Consider the following 17,080-nt stretch of genomic DNA (forward strand, 5'->3'; position numbering starts at 1 on the left):
GAGTTGAGCCTGGACGACCTGCGCAGCCCCGACCGCACCGGAACCGCCCCGCCTGCAGCACCGTCTGCAACCGGGCAGGACCGCCGCGCGTCCGCTCCCGCCCAGGGCCCGGCGGAGCCGCCGGCCGTGCTGCGCGCGCACCGGCGGCGCGACACGCGCCCGGTCAGCCGGTTCCACAGCCGTTTCGTCTCGGCCTTGAAGTTCGCGCTTCCGGCGGCGGCGCTGGCGATGATGGCACTGCTGGCCGCCTGGCCGTCCCTGAACAGTCCGCCGACTCCGCGCATTTCCGCCGATGCCGGGCAGAGCGAGATGCTGAAGCCGCGCTATTTCAGTCTGGACGAACACAACCAGCCCTTCTCGCTGGTGGCGGCCAAGGCCGACAAATCGACCGACCAGCCCGACATCGTCCTGCTGGACGACCCGCAGGCCGAGATGACCGAGAGCACCGGCACCTGGGTGACCATGCGGTCCGACAAGGGCTGGTACAATCAGGTCACCGGCATCCTGCTGATGCGCGGCAACGTCCATGTCCTGCGCGACGACGGCAACGAATTCACCACCAGCGAGGCCGAGGCCGACATCCGCAAGGGCAACGCCTGGGGCGATCAGGCGGTGGCCGGCCAGGGTCCGCAGGGCGAAATCAACGCCAAGGGCTTCCGCATGACGGACCGCGGCAAGAATGTCGTCTTCCTCAACCAGTCGAAGGCCGAGGTCCAGGCCGCCGAACGCCCAGGGAGCAAGAAGCCGTGACGTCCAAACGGTCGCCGTCCAGAACCGTTTTCTCCCTGTCGGCGATCCCGGCCGCCGCGGCGCTGGCCGCCGGGCTGCTGCTCGCCGCTCCCGCCATGGCCCAGGGCCTGCCCGGCATGGGCGGCAAGCAGCCGGTGGAAATCAACGCCGACCAGGCGATCGAATGGCACCAGGACGTGCGCGCCTATGTGGCGCGCGGCAACGCCTCGGCCAAGCGCAACGACTCGACCGTCTTCGCCGACGTGCTGACCGCCTATTACCGCGAGGTGCCCGGCAAGGGGAACGAGGTGTTCCAGCTGGTGGCCGACGGCAATGTCCGCATCGTCAGCCCGACCCAGCAGGTGTTCGGCGACCATGGCGTCTATGACGTCGACAAGCAGGTCGCCGTCGTCACCGGCAAGGATCTGAAGCTGGTCACCACCAAGGACGTGATCACCGCCCGCGACAGCCTGGAATATTACGAGGCGCGCGAGTTGACGGTGGCGCGCGGCGACGCGGTGGCGGTGCGCGGCACCGACCGGCTGCGCGCCGACGTGCTGATCGGCCGGCTGAAGAAGCTGCCGGACGGCACCACCCAGATGGAGCGGATCGACGGCTCCGGCAGCGTCATCGTCACCACGCCCAGCGATGTGGCGCTGTCGGACAAGCTGGTCTATTCGGTGGCCGACAATGTCGCGGTGCTGATCGGCAATGTCCGCATCACCCGCGGCGACAACCAGCTGAACGGCGAAGCCGCCGAGATGAACATGAACACCAAGATCAACCGCGTCATTGCCGGCCGCGATGCCGGCGGCCGGGTCAGCGGCCTGCTGATCCCCGCCGAGAAGGCCGGCGACCAGCCCGGCGCGGCAGGCAAGAAGCCGTGACCGTGCTGACCGCCAACGGACCCGGCGCCGCCCCCGCCGGCAGCACTCCCGCAGCATCCGTCCCGGTCGAAGGGCTGGTGGCGCAGCATCTCGGCAAGTCCTTCAAGAAGCGGCCGGTGGTGCGCGACGTCTCGATCAGCGTCCAGCGCGGCGAGGCGGTGGGGCTGCTCGGCCCCAACGGCGCCGGCAAGACCACCTGCTTCTACATGATCACCGGCCTGATCGCCGCAGACTCCGGCACGATCACGCTGGACGGCCAGGACATCACCGCGCTGCCGATGTACCGCCGCGCCCGGCTCGGCATCGGCTATCTGCCGCAGGAGGCCTCGATCTTCCGCGGCATGACGGTGGAGAACAACATCCGCTCCGTGCTGGAGGTGGTGGAGAGCGACCGCGACGCGCGCGAGGCGATGCTGGACGAACTTCTGGCCGAATTCTCGGTGACGCATCTGCGCCGCTCGCCGGCACTGGCGCTGTCGGGCGGCGAGCGGCGGCGCGTGGAGATCGCCCGCGCCCTGGCCGGCCAGCCGCACTTCATTCTGCTGGACGAGCCGCTGGCCGGCATCGACCCCATCGCGGTGAACGACATCCGCGAACTGGTCGGACATCTGCGCGACCGCGGCATCGGCGTGCTGATCACCGACCACAACGTGCGTGAAACGCTCGACCTCGTCGATCGGGCATATATTTTGCACGATGGTGTGGTACTAATGGAGGGACAACCGGACGAGATCGTGGCGCACGAGGGCGTGCGTCGGGTCTATCTCGGCGACCGGTTCAGTCTGTAGCCCTCCGTTTCCACTGGTCCCGGTTCAACAGCCATGGCGCTTGCTCAACGTCTCGACCTTCGACAAGCCCAGACCCTGGTGATGACGCCGCAGCTGCAGCAGGCGATCAAGCTGCTGCAGTTGTCGAACATCGAACTGTCGGACTTCGTCGACCGCGAGATCGAGCAGAACCCTCTGCTGGAGCGCGACAGCGGCCCCGGTGACGGCGGCAGCGACCCTGTGGGCGACGGGGCCGGCGGCGAGGCGCCGGGTGGGCTCGACGGTCCCGGCGGCATGGAGGCGAACGGCCTCAGCATCGACGGGCTGAACGGCCGCGACGACGGGCCGGGTCTGGCCCCGTCCGACGGGCGCACCCGCGACACGGTGGAGATGACGTCCTCCGACACGCTGGCCTCTTCGTCGGAGGCGCCGCTCGACACCGATTTCGAGAATGTCTACGGCGACGACCGCTTTTCCGACGGGTCGGACGGCGGCAGCGAGGTCTACGGGGCCTATGGCGAGCGCGGCGGACGCAGCGGCTTCGACGATGACGACAGCAACCTCGAAGCGACGCTGACCAGCGAAAAGAACCTGCGCGACCACCTGACCGAGCAGCTGAAGATCGACCTGCCCGACCTGGGCGACCAGCTGATCGGGCTGGCCCTGATCGACATGCTGGACGAGGCCGGCTGGCTGGTCGGCTTCGACGCCCAGGCGCTGGCCGAGCAGCTGGGCTGCGGGGCGGACCGGGTGGAGCGGGTTCTGGCCGCCTGCCAGCGCTTCGACCCGCCCGGCATCTTCGCGCGGTCGCTGAAGGAATGCCTGGCGATCCAGCTGCGCGAGAAGAACCGGCTGGACCCGGCGATGGCGGCGCTGCTCGACAACCTGGAGCTTCTGGCCGCCCGCAACCTGCCTGCCATCATGAAGGTCTGCGGCGTCGATGCCGAGGACGTCGCCGACATGGTCGCCGACATCCGCAAGCTGAACCCGAAGCCGGCGCTGGCCTTCGACCATACCCCGGCCCAGCTGGTCACCCCCGACATCCTGATGCGCGCCAATCCCGGCGGCGGCTGGCTGATCGACCTGAACCCGGACACGCTGCCGCGGGTGCTGGTCAACCACCGCTATTTCGCCCGCATCTCCGACAGCGCCAAGTCGAAGGCCGACAAGGAGTATCTCTCCGAGCGGTTCCAGTCGGCGAACTGGCTGGTCAAGTCGCTGCACCAGCGCGCCACCACCATCCTGAAGGTGGCGAGCGAGATCATCCGCCAGCAGGATGCCTTCTTCATCCATGGCGTCTCACACCTGCGGCCGCTGATCCTGCGCGACATCGCCGAGGCCATCGGCATGCATGAGAGCACCGTCAGCCGCGTCACCACCAACAAGTTCATGGCGACTCCGCGTGGCGTCTTCGAGCTGAAATACTTCTTCACCTCCGCCATCCAGAGTGCTGACGGCCAAGCCTCCCACTCCGCCGAAGCGGTTCGGCACCGCATCAAGACGATGATCGATGCCGAGAAGCCGGACGACGTGCTGTCGGACGACAAACTGGTGGAGATTCTCCGTGCCGAAGGGATCGACATTGCGCGAAGGACGGTCGCGAAGTATCGTGAAGCGATGAAAATACCGTCATCGGTGCAGCGACGCCGTGCCAAGATGTCACGCATGTAGGCAGGTCGGGCGGGGGAGGGCTCGATTGACAGTCCGATAGCCCTTGCCTATCGTCCCGGCCCGCACGCGGTGGACCGCATCTCCACACGTCGTCTCTACACCGTCCCCAGCGGACCAATTTTTTGGAAACGTTCCACCATGCAACTCACCGTCAAAGGCAAGCAGCTCGACGTGGGCGACGCTCTGCGCACCCATGTGGCCGATAGCCTGAGCGCCGTCGTCGGCAAGTACTTCGACAAGCCGATCGAAGCGACCGTGATCCTGACCAAGGACGCGCACCTCTACAAGGCAGACATCCAGGCCCATGTGGGCCGCGGCATCATGCTGCAGAGTGCCGGTGACGCCACCGAGCCGTATCCGGCCTTCGACATCGCCTGCGAGAAGCTGGCGAAGCGCCTGCGCCGCTACAAGCGCCGCCTGCGCGACCACCACGCGGCCGAGAACGGCGCCGCCATGCCCGCGAACTACCGCGTGCTGGAGGCCGACGCCGACGAGCAGCATGACGAGGTCGAGACGGTTGCCGACGGCGCCCATCAGCCGATGGTCGTGGCGGAGATGGAGACGAGCATCGCCACCCTGTCGGTCAGCGAGGCGGTGATGCGCCTGGAGCTGGCGCAGGCCCCCGCCCTGATGTTCCACAACGGTGCGCATGGCCGCCTGAACATGGTCTATCGCCGCGCCGACGGGAACATCGGCTGGGTCGATCCGGCGGAGAAGGCCGGCGCCTGACGGCGCCGACCCGTACCCCTGGTCTAGAAGCGTCATGCTCGACCTCATCTCTCCGCACGCCATCCTCCCGAACCTGAAGGCCAGCAACAAGAAGCAGGCCCTGCAGGAGATGGCGCGCAAAGCGTCCGAGCTGACCGGTCAGCACGAGCGGGCGATCTTCGACGTGCTTCTGGAGCGCGAAAGGCTGGGCACGACCGGCGTGGGCCATGGCATCGCCATCCCGCACGGCAAGCTGTCCAGCCTGGACCGCGTCCACGGCGTCTTCGCCCGCTTGGAGCGGCCCATCGATTTCGACGCGATCGATGAGCAGCCGGTCGATCTGATCTTCCTCCTCCTCGCCCCGGAACAGGCGGGTGCCGACCATCTGAAGGCTCTGGCCCGCGTCTCGCGCCTTCTGCGGGACCAGTCCATGTGCGAAAAGCTGCGCGGAGCCCAATCCGGCGACGCGATGTACGCGCTTCTGACCCAGCACGAGCCGAGCCCGTCCAACTGACCGGCCGCCAGTGCGGGAACAGGATGCCGAAAGGGCCGCTGCACGGGCTGTGCGCGGCCCTTTTTCTTTCGGGTCGGATGCACCAAGTGGTGTGGGGCCGGACGGGCTGGTAGGATACCGACAAGCCGACACGACCAACGGGGGCCAAGGCCATGGCGGGCATATCGCGCAAGCCGTGGATTTCGCCGCAGGACTATCTCGCCGCCGAGCGGACGGCTGAGGCCCGCCATGAGTATGTCGACGGCGAGATCTTCGCCATGGTCGGGGCGAGCCGCCGGCATGCGACCATCGTCGGCAACCTGTTCGTCGCCCTGCGGCAGGCCGCCCGCGCCCGCGGTTGCCAGGCTTACGCCAATGACGTGAAGGTCAGGGTGGAGGCGGCGAACGCCTTCTACTATCCCGACCTCGTCGCGACCTGCGCCGGTGGCGACGACGATCCCTATGTGGTCAAGGACCCGGTGCTGGTCGTGGAGGTTCTCTCCGACAGCACCGAGGCCATCGACCGCCGCGAGAAGCGGACCAACTACCAGAAAATTCCGTCTTTGCGCGAAATCGTCCTGGTCTCGCAGACCGAACGCCTGGTGGAGGTGTACCGCCGCGACGGTGCCGGCTGGACCGTCGACGTGGTGCGCGACGGGCCGGTCATGCTGGCCTCTCTGGACCTGACCGTTCCTCTGGAATCTGTGTACGAGGACTGAAAGCAAGCCGCGCTCTATAAAAGCGCACTCTCTTCGGTCGTCATCCCCGCGAAGGCGGGGATCCAGGCTTGCGGTTCAAGTCCCTGAGACGGCTGGATTCCGGCCTTCGCGGGGATGACGGTCGAGGCGAGGAGGCATCGTCTTTGGTCGAGCGGCGGTCCTCATCCCCGCTCCGCCCAGCCCATGTAGTTCACGTCCAGATCGCGCGCGTTCAGGCGGAACTCGTCGCTCAGCGGGTTGTACGTGATGCCGGTCAGGTCGCGTACGCTCAGCCCGTACGTGCGTACGGCGGCGTTCAGTTCGGACGGGCGCAGGAACTGGCGCCAGTTGTGGGTGCCGCGCGGCAGCCAGCGCAGGATGTACTCCGCCCCGACGATGGCGAGAGCGAAGGATTTCGGCGTGCGGTTCAGCGTCGCCAGGAACAGGACGCCGCCGGGGGCCAGCAGGTCGGACAGCGACTTCACGAACAGGTTCACGTCGGCGACATGTTCGATCACCTCCATCGCCAGCACCACGTCGAACTTTTCGCCGCTGGCCGCCAATGCCTCGGCGGTGGTGGCCCGGTAGTCGACGGTCGTGCCGGTCTCGGCGGCATGGGTGGCGGCGGTCTTGATGTTCTTCTCCGACGCGTCGACGCCGACCACGGTGGCGCCCATCCGCGCGATCGGTTCGGCCAGCAGGCCGCCGCCGCAGCCGATGTCGACCACGCGCAGGCCTGCCAGCGGATTGGGCGCCAGGGGGTCGCGGCCCAAACGCTTGCACACGGCATCGCGGATGTAGGTCAGGCGCAGCGGGTTCAGCCGGTGCAGCGGCTTGAACTTGCCGGTCGGATCCCACCACTCGGCGGCGATGGCGGAGAAGCGGGCGACATCCTCCGGGTCCACGGTTCCACCCCCGACTCCACCCGCCGGAGCGGTTGCGGACGCGTGCGGGAAGGCGGAGGATGAGGCGGTCATGGTGAAAATCCGTAAACAGGGTGGCGGGACGGGTGCGGGCAACTTGCCTCGCTTCCACTGACGGAGTATGGATACGCCGCCCCGCGCCGGCAACGGTGGAGCGGGGGTGCGCTCCGCCGACCCGCATGATCCAGATGGCATGATCCAGATGGCATGACCGGGCGGCCAGACATGGTGTGAGGTATGGCGCGGATCGTCCTGAAGTTCGGAGGCACGTCGGTCGGCGACATCGACCGCATCAAGAACGTGGCCCGGAAGGTCGAGCAGGAAGTCAAGGCGGGGCATCAGGTCGCCGTCGTCGTGTCGGCGATGTCCGGCGTGACCAACCAGCTCGTCAAATATTGCAACGACATCGACAAGCTGCATGACGCGCGCGAATACGACGCGGTCGTCGCCAGCGGCGAGCAGGTGACCTCCGGTCTCCTGGCCGTCGCCCTGCAGTCGCTCGGCATTCCCGCCCGCTCCTGGGCGGGCTGGCAGATTCCGATCCGCACCGACGACACGCACGGCAAAGCGCGCATCGTCTCCATCGACACCAGCGAGATGGAAAAGTCCCTGCAGACCGGCGAAGTCGCCGTGGTCGCGGGCTTCCAGGGCGTGTCGAACGAGGGCCGCATCACCACGCTGGGCCGCGGCGGCTCCGACACCTCGGCGGTGGCGCTGGCTGCGGCGGTGAAGGCCGACCGCTGCGACATCTACACCGACGTCGACGGCGTCTACACCACCGACCCGCGCATCGTCTCCAAGGCGCGCAAGCTCGACAAGATCACCTATGAGGAGATGCTCGAGCTGGCCTCGCAGGGGGCTAAGGTGCTTCAGACCCGCTCGGTTGAGATGGCGATGAACCACCGCGTGCGCGTGCAGGTGCTGTCCAGCTTCGAAGCGGCGGCGGGCAGCTCGCTTCCCGGAACCCTGGTTGTTGACGAGGACGAGATCGTGGAAAAGGAAGTTGTTAGCGGCATCGCCTACAGCCGCGACGAGGCGAAGATCACCCTGGTGGGCGTCGCCGACCAGCCGGGCGTCGCCGCCGCCATCTTCGGTCCGCTGACCGACAACGCCGTCAACGTCGACATGATCGTCCAGAACGTGTCGGAAGACGGCAAGTCCACCGACATGACCTTCACCGTCGGCAAGGCCGATCTGGCCCGCGGCGTGAAGGTGCTGGAGGACGCGCAGTCCACCCTGAACTACAAGCGCATCGTGTCCGATGCCAACGTGGTCAAGGTGTCGGTCATCGGCGTCGGCATGCGCAGCCACGCCGGCGTCGCCCAGCGCATGTTCAAGGCGCTGGCCGACAAGGGCATCAACATCCAGGTCATCTCGACCTCGGAGATCAAGATTTCGGTCCTGATCGCCGAAGAGTATGCGGAGCTGGCGCTGCGCGCCCTGCACACCGCCTACGGCCTGGACGCCGCCTGAGTGCAGGTGGGGACCCGGGTGCCGGGGACCGCAACAGCAGGAAAGGGCCGGCCATGACCGACGCCACATCATACGCGGCGGCAGCATCGGCCCGGCTCGACCGGCTCTGGCAGCGGGGCCGGGACTTCCTCGGCACCCGCACCGCCGTGATGGGCGGAGCCATGAGCTGGGTGTCGGAACGCCACCTCGTCTCCGCCATCTCCAACGCCGGCGGTTTCGGCGTGCTGGCCTGCGGCTCGATGGCCCCGGACCAGCTGGCGGTGGAGATCGCCGGCACCCGGGCGCTGACCGACAAGCCGTTCGGCGTCAACGTCATCAACATGCACCCGGCGCTGGACCAGCTGATCGATGTCTGCCGCGAGCAGGGCGTCGGCCATGTGGTCGTCGCCGGCGGCCTGCCGACCGGCGCCACCCTGCGCCGCATCAAGGACGGCGGGGCCAGGGCGATGGCCTTTGCCCCCACGCTGGGGGCCGGCCGCCGGCTGGTGAAGCAGGGCGCCGACGCACTGGTGATCGAGGGAACCGAGGCCGGCGGCCATATCGGTCCGGTCTCCACCACCGTGCTGGCCCAGGAAATCCTGCCCGACCTGCGCGAGGTGCCGGTGTTCGTCGCCGGCGGCATCGGCCGGGGCGAGGCCATCCTCTCCTATCTGGAACTGGGGGCGGCCGGCGTGCAGGTCGGCACCCGCTTCGTCTGCGCCACCGAATGCGTGGCCCATCCCAATTTCAAGCAGGCCTTCATCCGGGCCTCCGCCCGCGACGCCCAGCCCTCGGTGCAGATCGACCCGCGCTTTCCGGTGATCCCGGTGCGGGCGCTGGCGAACGAGGCATCGAAGCGCTTCATGGAATTCCAGCGCGACATCATCGCCAGGGTCGACTCCGGCGTCATGAGCCGCGACGAAGGCATGCTGGAGATCGAACATTTCTGGGCCGGTGCGCTGCGCCGCGCGGTCATCGAGGGCGACGTGGAGAACGGCTCCCTCATGGCCGGGCAGAGCGTCGGTCTGGTCACCCGCGAACAACCGGTGGCGGACATCCTTGCCGAATTGATCGCCCAGGCCGAATCGGCGCTGGCACGGCGGGCGAGTGATGAGGCATCGTTGGGGGAAGTGGCGGGAGTGATGGCGGAGCCGCCCGTGGGAGCGCTGTAGCGATATGACGGACACCCTCGACACGGCAGCCGGCGATGGTGGTATGGGCGGCGGTATGGGCGGGGGCATGCATCCCCGGTTCGACGGCACCTCGTCGCGCCGGCTGCTCGCCCGGCTGCGCGACATCATGGCCGGATCGGGGTCGGGGCAGGACCGGCTGGACAAGATCGTCACGCTGATCGCGGCGGAGATGAAGGCCGACGTCTGCTCCTGCTACATCATGCGGGCCGGCGAGGTGCTGGAGCTGTTCTCCACCGAAGGCCTGAACAAGACCGCCGTCCACAACACCCGGCTCAGGGTGGGCGAGGGCATCGTCGGCTACATCGCCGGCCACGCCCGTCCGGTCGCGCTGGACAACGCACCCTCCCACCCCAGCTTCGCCTACCGCCCGGAAACGGGGGAGGACCCGTTCCAGTCGCTGGCGGGCGTGCCGATCCTGCGCGGCAGCAAGGTGCGCGGCGTGCTGGTGATCCAGCACAAGGACCGCCGCCGCTATGTCGAGGAGGAGGTCGAAACCCTCCAGACCATCGCCATGGTCGTCGCCGAACTGGTGGCCCAGAGCGAACTGGTCAACCCGGTGGAGGTCACCACCACCGGCGATCCCGTGCTGCTGCCCGCCCGCCTGTCCGGCACGGCGATGAGCGCCGGGCTGGCCATGGGGCTGGCCGTCATCCACCGGCCGCAGCTGACCGTCCGCCAGATGGTGGCGGAGGACGCCGACGCCGAGCTGGAGCGCTTCAACACCGCGCTTCAGACCATGCACAGCGCCATCGACGATCTGCTGGAAGCGGCGTCGCTGGCGGGCTTGAGCGAACCGCGCGACATCCTGGAAACCTACCGGATGTTCGCCGAGGACCGCGGCTGGCTGTCGCGCATCCGCGAGGCGATCCGCGTCGGCCTGACGGCGGAAGCGGCGGTGCAGCAGGTGCAGAACGACACCCGCGCCCGCATGAGCCATCTGACCGATCCCTATATCCGGGAACGGCTGATGGATTTCGAGGACCTGACCAACAGGTTGCTGCAACATCTGGCCGGCAAGACCAGCGGCACCGACGGGGCCACCCTGCCGGACGACATGATCCTGGTCGCCCGCTCCATGGGGCCGGCGGAACTGCTGGATTACGACCGCACCCGGCTGCGTGGCCTGCTGCTGGAGGAAGGGTCGCCGGCCAGCCATGTCTGCATCGTCGCCCGCGCGCTGAACATCCCGGTGGTGCAGGCGGCCGACGCGCTGAACCGGATCGAGCCGCTGGACCAGCTGATCGTCGACGGCGACCATGGGCAGGTCTTCATCCGCCCGGCCGAAGACATCCAGATGGCCTTCGCCGAGGCGGTCGCGTTGCAGCACCGCAAGGAGCAGATGTATGCGGAGATCCGCAACCTGCCTTCGGTGACGCGCGACGGGGTGCCGATCTCCATCCAGCTGAACTGCGGCCTGCTGATCGACCTGCCGCATCTGACCGCCAGCGGTGCCGAGGGAGTCGGGCTCTACCGCACCGAAATCCCTTTCATGGTCCGGGCGTCGTATCCCGACGTGAAGGCCCAGACCGACCTCTATTCCCGCATCCTGGACGAGGTCGGCGACAAGCCGATCGTCTTCCGCACGCTGGATGTCGGCGGCGACAAGATGCTGCCCTACATGACCGGCGGCGAGGAGGAGAACCCGGCGCTGGGCTGGCGCGCGGTGCGCATCGGGCTGGACCACCCGTCGCTGCTGCGCCAGCAGTTGCGCGCGCTGCTGCTGGCCGCCGCCGGCCGGCCGCTGTCGGTGATGTTCCCGATGATCGCCGAAGTGGCGGAGTTCGACGGCGCCCGCCGCCTGCTGGATCTGGAGCTGAAGCGGCTGGCCGCCCAGGGCATCGACCCACCGAGCGGTCTGCGCGTCGGCACGATGATCGAGGTGCCGTCGCTGTTGTGGCAACTTCCTGCGCTGTTGCCGCGGCTGGATTTCCTGTCGGTCGGCTCCAACGACCTGACCCAGTATCTGTTCGCCGCCGACCGCGGCAACCCGCGCACCTCCACCCGCTACGACCCGCTGTCGCCGTCGATGCTGTGCGTGCTGCGGCGGCTGGTGGACGAGTGCGCCAGGCACAAGGTGTCGCTGAGCATCTGCGGCGAGATGGCCGGCCGGCCGCTGGACGCCATGGCGCTGATCGGCGTCGGCTTCCGCACCCTGTCGATGTCGCCGCCGTCGGTCGGTCCGGTGAAGACCATGCTGCGTTCGATGGACGTCGGGGCGCTGCGGCAGTACATGAGCGGGCTCTACACCGGCGCCGACCACAGCCTGCGCGACAAGCTGAAGACCTTCGCCAAGGATCACGGGGTTCTGATCTGAGGGGCCAACCTAGCCCCCAAGGCTACTCCCCAGGCCACTTGTCACGACCCGCAACCCCTGACCCGCGGTCATTGCGGTTGCGCCGCGGGGGCGGCATGTCGTACCCATTCCGCTTGTTGCATCCGCACGGATGCCCCGGTTGCGCATGACTTTCGGCGTGCGCGCTAGTTGCGAGCAGATGGCGAGCCCATGGCCAAGCGCAAGGTTTTCGACGATTTCGACCCGGCTCCGCCCGGCCCCTCCGTCTCCGAGACCCTGCGCTCCACGCGCATGGCGCACGGCTACGACCTGCGCGATGTCGCGGCGATGCTGCGCATCCGTTATCCGTATCTGCTGGCGATCGAGGAAGGGCGGTTCGACGAGCTGCCGGGCAGCACCTACGCCATCGGCTTCCTGCGGTCCTACGCCGAGTGCCTGGGGCTGGATCCCGACACCGTCGTCACCCGCTACAAGGACGAGGCGGCCGGCACCGTCCGCCGGCAGGAACTGTACCTGCCGACCCCGGCGGCCGAAGGGGGGCGCGCCTCGGGCGGGACGCTGCTGCTGGGCACTCTGGTTCTGGCCGGCATCGTCTATGGCGGCTGGTATTATCTGTCGGCGACCGACCGGACGGTGACCGATCTGGTGCCGACCCTGCCGGACCGGCTGGTCTCGCTGCTGGACGGCGTGCCGTCCAAGCCAGCCGCCCCGGCGCCCGAGCAGGCCGGCACCGGGGCACAGCCGGGAGCGGAGCCGTCGGTTCCCGCGCCGGTGATCGCCACCGCCCCGGCCACGCCCGCCGCCCCGCCAACTGCCGCGGCTCCGGCGGCTCCCGCCCCCGCGGCGGGCGCCCCTGCTCCGGGAGCTGCCGCTCCGGGTGCCGCCGCGAAGCCGCCGCAGGGGACCGCCCCGACCGCTCCGGCGCCGGCCGCTTCGACGGCTGCCGGCAAGCCGCCGGCCGTCGCGGCCGTTCCGCCCGCGGTGCTGCCGCCGGCACAGTCGCCGCTGCCCTCCGCCAACGCGCCATCCACCAACCAGGCCGCCGGGCAGGTTCCTGGGCAGACCGGCGGACAAGCCATCGTCAACGTTCCGGCTCCGCCGCCGGAGGATGACGAGGAGGCGTCGCCACAGGACCCGACCCCGCTGAACGCCGCGGCCAATCCGCCAGCCGCACCGGCCGCGCCGACGGCGACGGTGCCGGCCAACGGCAAGGTGTATGGCACGCTGAACACCAATGCGAAGCTGGTCCTGAAGGCGACCCAGGAAAGCTGGCTTCAGGTGCGCGACGGCAGCGAGATCGTCTTCACCCGCGTGCTGAAGCCGGGCGATACCTTCCGCGTTCCCGACAAGCCCAACGTGAAGATCCGCACCGGCAATGCCGGCGGTCTGGTGGTGATGGCCGATGGCGGCGAAAGCCCGCCGCTGGGCTCCGTCGGGCAGGTTCTGCGCGATGTCGCCATCGACGGCAACGGGGTGGTGCGGCGCTGAGCCCGCGCCATCCTGCATGGCCCGCTTAATTGCATGGCTTGAATACCCGATCTTGAAACCGGGGCGCCGGACCGCACTTCTGGCCTGACGCCGGCTGCGCTAGGATGCGGCTTCCGGCCCCCATTCCCGGGATTGTTTCGCTGTCCAGAGGCTGACCTGAGATGACCGTGCGCGCCTACCGCCAGATCCTTCGCCGCAAATCGCGCCAGATTCGCGTCGGCAACGTGTTGGTCGGCGGCGACGCGCCGATCTCGGTCCAGACCATGACCAACACGCCGACCACCGACGTCAAGGCGACGGTGGAGCAGATCCAGGCGGCCGAGCGGGTGGGGGCGGACATCGTCCGCGTCTCCTGCCCCGACCGCGAGTCGGCGCTGGCGCTGAAGGACATCGTGCAACAGGTGAAGGTGCCGATCGTCGCCGACATCCATTTCCACTACAAGCGCGCCATCGAGGCGGCGGAGAGCGGGGCGGCCTGCCTGCGCATCAACCCCGGCAACATCGGCTCGGCCGAACGGGTGCGCGAGGTGGTGAAGGCGGCCAAGGATCATGGCTGTTCGATGCGCATCGGCGTCAATGCCGGCTCGCTGGAGCAGGATCTGCTGGAGAAATACGGCGAGCCCTGCCCGGAGGCGATGGTCGAAAGCGCGCTGAACCACGCGAAGATCCTGGAAGACAACGACTTCCGCGAGTTCAAGATTTCGGTGAAGGCGTCGGACGCCTTCCTGGCCGTTGCCGCCTATCAGGGGCTGGCCGAGGCCTGCGATTATCCGCTGCACATCGGCATCACCGAGGCGGGCGGCCTGCGCGCCGGAACGGTGAAGTCGTCGATCGGGCTCGGCATGCTGCTGTGGTCGGGCATCGGCGACACGCTGCGCGTCTCGCTGTCGGCCGATCCGGCGGAAGAGGTCCTGGTCGGCTACGACATCCTGAAGTCGCTGGGCCTGCGCCGCCGCGGCGTCACCGTCATCTCCTGCCCCAGCTGCGCGCGGCAGAACTTCAACGTCATCAAGACGGTGGAGCTGCTGGAACAGAAGCTGGCTCACATCACCACGCCGCTGACCCTGTCGGTGATCGGCTGCGTCGTGAACGGGCCGGGCGAGGCGCGGGAGACCGACATCGGCCTGACCGGCGGCGGCAACAACACCCATCAGGTCTATCTGTCCGGCGTCACCGACCACCGGCTGAAGGACCAGGACATCGTCCAGCATCTGGTCGGTCTGGTCGAGAAGAAGGCCGCCGAGATCGAAGCGGCGAAGGCCGCATCGGAAGCAGCGGCGGAAGCCGCCGAAGCGGAAACCACCCGAGACGTGGCTCCCGCCGCGGAGTAAGCTGCCCCCGTTTTAAGCAGGGACAGCGATCTACGGCGTGACCACCACCTCCTACCTCGTCATCGGCGCCAGCCACCGGACCTGTTCCGGCGCGGTCCGCGACCGCCTGTCCACCGACGAGGCGGAAGTGGCGGGCATGCTGGAGCGGCTGCGCGCAGCAGGCGTGGGGCAGGCGCTGTGGCTCAGCACCTGCGACCGGGTGGAGGTTCAGGCGGTCCATGAGCGCCCGAACGAGGCGGCGCTGGCAATCGCCGAGGCGATGGCCGACCGCGTCGGGCTGCCGACATCCGATCTGGCGCCGCAGCTCTACACCCGCACCGGCATCGACGCGGTGCGCCACCTGTTCGCGGTGGCCTGCTCGCTCGACAGCCAGATCGTCGGCGAACCGCATATCCTGGGCCAGTTGAAGGCCGCCCACCGCAGCGCCGCCGGCGCCGGGATGACCGGGCCGGAGCTGGAGGCGGTGCTGCAGGCCGCCTATGCCGCCGCCAAGCGGGTGCGCAGCGAGACGCCGATCGCGGAGGGCGCCACCTCGTTGGCCGCCGCCGCCATCCAGGTGGCGCGCGACCTGCACGGCGACATCCGGCGCTGCGGCGCCCTGCTGCTGGGGTTGGGCGATATGGGCGCCCTGGTGCTGGAGGGGCTGCGCGATGCCGGGCTGCCGCGGCTGACGGTCGCAGCCCCGGTGGACCGGCGGGCGGAAGCGGCGGCGCGGCGGCTGGACGGGCATTTCGCCCCCTGGGCCGATCTGGAGACGGCGATGACCGGCGCCGATATCCTGGTGGCCGCGGCCGGCCTTGGACGCTATATCCTCACGGCTCCGATGATGGAGGCGGTGCTGAAACGCCGCCGCCGCCGTCCGGTCTTCGTGGTCGATGCCGCCATCCCGGCGGACGTCGATCCGGCGGTGGCGGGCATGGACGGCGCCTTCGTCTATGATCTGGCCGATCTGGAGCGGGTGGCGCTGCAGGGCCGCGTCGGGCGCGAGGCGGCGACCCAGGCGGCCTGGATGATCGTGGACGAGGCGGTTTCCGCCTTCGCCCGCGACCGTGCGGAACGTGCCGCGGTGCCTGCCGTGGCGGCGCTGCGCAGCCATTTCGAGGCGGAACGGCGGCGCCTGCTGGCCGGGCACGGCGATCTGGACGCGGCGTCGGCGACGCGGCTGCTGGTCAACCGGCTGCTGCACGCCCCGTCGGAAGCGCTGCGCGCGCTGGCCGCCGATGGCAGCGGTGAGGGGCTGGCCGAACGGGCCGCGGCCGAACGGCTGATGTTCCGGCTGTTCGGGCTGGACAGGTTCGGGCGGGACGGCATGGCCTGTGATGGGGCCGAAGAGACTGAACGGGATAAGGACGAGCAACGTGAGCCTGGACGAGAAGTTCGATAAGGTGATGGCCCGGTACGACGAGCTGCGCGACACGCTTGCGGCCGGCCTTGCCGAGTCCGGCGACTTCGCCCGGCTGTCCAAGGAATATGCCGACCTCACCCCGATCGCCGAGGCCATCGCGGAGCTGAAGAAGGGCCGCGCCGAGGCCGCCGATCTGGCGGAGATGATCGCCGCTCCCGACGCCGACCCCGAGATGAAGGCGATGGCGGAGGAGGAGTTCCACCTCCTGACCAAGCGCATCCCGGATCTGGAGCGCAAGGTGCAGATCTCGCTTCTGCCCAAGGACGAGGCGGACGAGAAGAACGCCATCCTTGAGGTGCGCGCCGGCACCGGCGGCGACGAGGCCGCCCTGTTCGCCGCCGAGCTGTTCGAGATGTACCGCCGCTATGCCGGCCTGCATGGCTGGCGGTTCGAGGCGATGGACGTCAGCGAGACCGGCATCGGCGGCTACAAGGAGGCCACCGCCAACATCACCGGCCGCGGCGTGTTCGCCCGGCTGAAGTTCGAGTCGGGCGTCCACCGCGTCCAGCGCGTGCCGGCGACCGAGGCGCAGGGCCGCATCCACACCTCCGCCGCCACCGTCGCCGTGCTGCCCGAGGCGGAGGAGGTGGACATCCACATCGACGAGAAGGATCTGCGGATCGACGTCTTCCGCTCCTCCGGCCCCGGCGGCCAGTCGGTCAACACCACCGACAGCGCGGTCCGCATCACCCACCTGCCGACCGGCTTGGTGGTGAGCCAGCAGGACGAGAAGTCGCAGCACAAGAACAAGGCCAAGGCGCTGAAGGTGCTGCGCGCCCGCCTGTACGACCGCGAACGCGCCGAGAAGGACGCCGCCCGCGCCGCCGACCGCAAGAACCAGGTCGGCAGCGGCGACCGCTCGGAACGCATCCGCACCTACAATTTCCCGCAAGGGCGCGTGACCGACCACCGCATCAACCTGACGCTCTACAAGATCGACAAGGTGATGGCTGGCGAGGCGCTGGACGAACTGATCGACGCGCTGGTGTCCGAGGACGAGGCCGCCCGGCTGGCGGAGTTGGGGTGAGGGGCTTCACGCGGC

15 protein-coding genes are annotated in these 17,080 nt (G+C 68.8%); 14 read left to right on the forward strand and 1 reads right to left on the reverse strand.

Going from position 1 to position 17,080, the window contains the following annotated elements; translation table 11 throughout:
* Positions 1–3: 3 nt before the first annotated feature.
* From lptC to FZ983_RS12495, 7 genes are all read left to right on the forward strand, one after another.
* A complete protein-coding gene (gene lptC / locus FZ983_RS12465) occupies positions 4–750 on the forward strand; it encodes an LPS export ABC transporter periplasmic protein LptC (RefSeq protein WP_149223858.1) in 747 nt (248 codons plus the stop codon).
* Positions 747–1,616 (forward strand): LptA/OstA family protein, encoded by an 870-nt coding sequence (locus FZ983_RS12470; protein ID WP_149223859.1) that lies wholly within the window; start codon positions 747–749, stop codon positions 1,614–1,616. The genes lptC and FZ983_RS12470 overlap by 4 nt, the downstream gene beginning before the upstream one ends.
* The gene (gene lptB, locus FZ983_RS12475) at positions 1,613–2,404 is read left to right on the forward strand and encodes an LPS export ABC transporter ATP-binding protein (RefSeq protein ID WP_149223860.1); all 792 of its coding nucleotides are present in this window, start codon (positions 1,613–1,615) and stop codon (positions 2,402–2,404) included. Before FZ983_RS12470 ends, lptB begins: the two co-directional genes overlap by 4 nt.
* A 33-nt stretch (positions 2,405–2,437) precedes the next feature.
* Positions 2,438–4,054, forward strand: coding sequence for an RNA polymerase factor sigma-54 (gene rpoN, locus FZ983_RS12480; protein WP_149223861.1), 1,617 nt, complete (start codon positions 2,438–2,440; stop codon positions 4,052–4,054).
* Positions 4,055–4,192: 138 nt separating this feature from the next.
* Positions 4,193–4,783: a ribosome-associated translation inhibitor RaiA gene (gene raiA, locus FZ983_RS12485; protein ID WP_014249031.1), complete on the forward strand. Its 591-nt coding sequence runs from the start codon at positions 4,193–4,195 to the stop codon at positions 4,781–4,783.
* 34 nt (positions 4,784–4,817) lie between these two features.
* Positions 4,818–5,276 carry a PTS IIA-like nitrogen regulatory protein PtsN gene (gene ptsN, locus FZ983_RS12490; protein ID WP_014249030.1) on the forward strand — a complete coding sequence of 153 codons (459 nt, stop codon included), beginning with the start codon at positions 4,818–4,820 and terminating at the stop codon, positions 5,274–5,276.
* Between the two features lie 152 nt (positions 5,277–5,428).
* Complete coding sequence (locus tag FZ983_RS12495; RefSeq protein ID WP_149223862.1) at positions 5,429–5,974, forward strand: Uma2 family endonuclease; 546 nt, start codon at positions 5,429–5,431, stop codon at positions 5,972–5,974.
* Between the two features lie 161 nt (positions 5,975–6,135).
* Here FZ983_RS12495 and ubiG read toward each other — a convergent pair whose 3' ends face one another.
* The gene (gene ubiG, locus FZ983_RS12500; protein ID WP_247883729.1) at positions 6,136–6,930 is read right to left on the reverse strand and encodes a bifunctional 2-polyprenyl-6-hydroxyphenol methylase/3-demethylubiquinol 3-O-methyltransferase UbiG; all 795 of its coding nucleotides are present in this window, start codon (positions 6,928–6,930) and stop codon (positions 6,136–6,138) included.
* A gap of 183 nt (positions 6,931–7,113) precedes the next feature.
* Here ubiG and FZ983_RS12505 point away from each other — a divergent pair, with 183 nt between their 5' ends.
* From FZ983_RS12505 to prfA, 7 genes are all read left to right on the forward strand, one after another.
* Entirely contained in the window at positions 7,114–8,349 is a 1,236-nt protein-coding gene (locus FZ983_RS12505; protein ID WP_149223863.1) for an aspartate kinase, read from the forward strand.
* Between the two features lie 53 nt (positions 8,350–8,402).
* Positions 8,403–9,500 (forward strand): nitronate monooxygenase, encoded by a 1,098-nt coding sequence (locus FZ983_RS12510; RefSeq protein ID WP_149223864.1) that lies wholly within the window; start codon positions 8,403–8,405, stop codon positions 9,498–9,500.
* Between the two features lie 55 nt (positions 9,501–9,555).
* Positions 9,556–11,835: a phosphoenolpyruvate--protein phosphotransferase gene (gene ptsP, locus FZ983_RS12515; protein ID WP_149224046.1), complete on the forward strand. Its 2,280-nt coding sequence runs from the start codon at positions 9,556–9,558 to the stop codon at positions 11,833–11,835.
* 189 nt (positions 11,836–12,024) lie between these two features.
* On the forward strand, positions 12,025–13,302 hold the full coding sequence (locus FZ983_RS12520; protein ID WP_149223865.1) for a helix-turn-helix domain-containing protein: 1,278 nt from the start codon (positions 12,025–12,027) through the stop codon (positions 13,300–13,302).
* A gap of 161 nt (positions 13,303–13,463) precedes the next feature.
* Positions 13,464–14,633 carry a flavodoxin-dependent (E)-4-hydroxy-3-methylbut-2-enyl-diphosphate synthase gene (gene ispG, locus FZ983_RS12525; protein ID WP_149223866.1) on the forward strand — a complete coding sequence of 390 codons (1,170 nt, stop codon included), beginning with the start codon at positions 13,464–13,466 and terminating at the stop codon, positions 14,631–14,633.
* 37 nt (positions 14,634–14,670) lie between these two features.
* Positions 14,671–16,017: a glutamyl-tRNA reductase gene (gene hemA / locus FZ983_RS12530; RefSeq protein WP_149223867.1), complete on the forward strand. Its 1,347-nt coding sequence runs from the start codon at positions 14,671–14,673 to the stop codon at positions 16,015–16,017.
* Positions 15,992–17,065 carry a peptide chain release factor 1 gene (prfA, locus tag FZ983_RS12535; RefSeq protein WP_149223868.1) on the forward strand — a complete coding sequence of 358 codons (1,074 nt, stop codon included), beginning with the start codon at positions 15,992–15,994 and terminating at the stop codon, positions 17,063–17,065. Before hemA ends, prfA begins: the two co-directional genes overlap by 26 nt.
* Positions 17,066–17,080 lie beyond the last annotated feature (15 nt).

Source organism: Azospirillum sp. B21 (assembly GCF_008364825.1).
Classification (GTDB): domain Bacteria; phylum Pseudomonadota; class Alphaproteobacteria; order Azospirillales; family Azospirillaceae; genus Azospirillum.

Bases quoted from the DNA above. Each gene is read 5' to 3' on its own strand.
- FZ983_RS12505 (WP_149223863.1), top strand. From the start codon at position 7,114: ATGGCGCGGATCGTCCTGAAGTTCGGAGGCACGTCGGTCGGCGACATC.
- ubiG (WP_247883729.1), bottom strand. From the start codon at position 6,930: ATGACCGCCTCATCCTCCGCCTTCCCGCACGCGTCCGCAACCGCTCCG.
- FZ983_RS12510 (WP_149223864.1), top strand. From the start codon at position 8,403: ATGACCGACGCCACATCATACGCGGCGGCAGCATCGGCCCGGCTCGAC.
- FZ983_RS12495 (WP_149223862.1), top strand. From the start codon at position 5,429: ATGGCGGGCATATCGCGCAAGCCGTGGATTTCGCCGCAGGACTATCTC.
- raiA (WP_014249031.1), top strand. From the start codon at position 4,193: ATGCAACTCACCGTCAAAGGCAAGCAGCTCGACGTGGGCGACGCTCTG.
- ispG (WP_149223866.1), top strand. From the start codon at position 13,464: ATGACCGTGCGCGCCTACCGCCAGATCCTTCGCCGCAAATCGCGCCAG.
- rpoN (WP_149223861.1), top strand. From the start codon at position 2,438: ATGGCGCTTGCTCAACGTCTCGACCTTCGACAAGCCCAGACCCTGGTG.
- ptsN (WP_014249030.1), top strand. From the start codon at position 4,818: ATGCTCGACCTCATCTCTCCGCACGCCATCCTCCCGAACCTGAAGGCC.
- ptsP (WP_149224046.1), top strand. From the start codon at position 9,556: ATGGGCGGGGGCATGCATCCCCGGTTCGACGGCACCTCGTCGCGCCGG.
- FZ983_RS12520 (WP_149223865.1), top strand. From the start codon at position 12,025: ATGGCCAAGCGCAAGGTTTTCGACGATTTCGACCCGGCTCCGCCCGGC.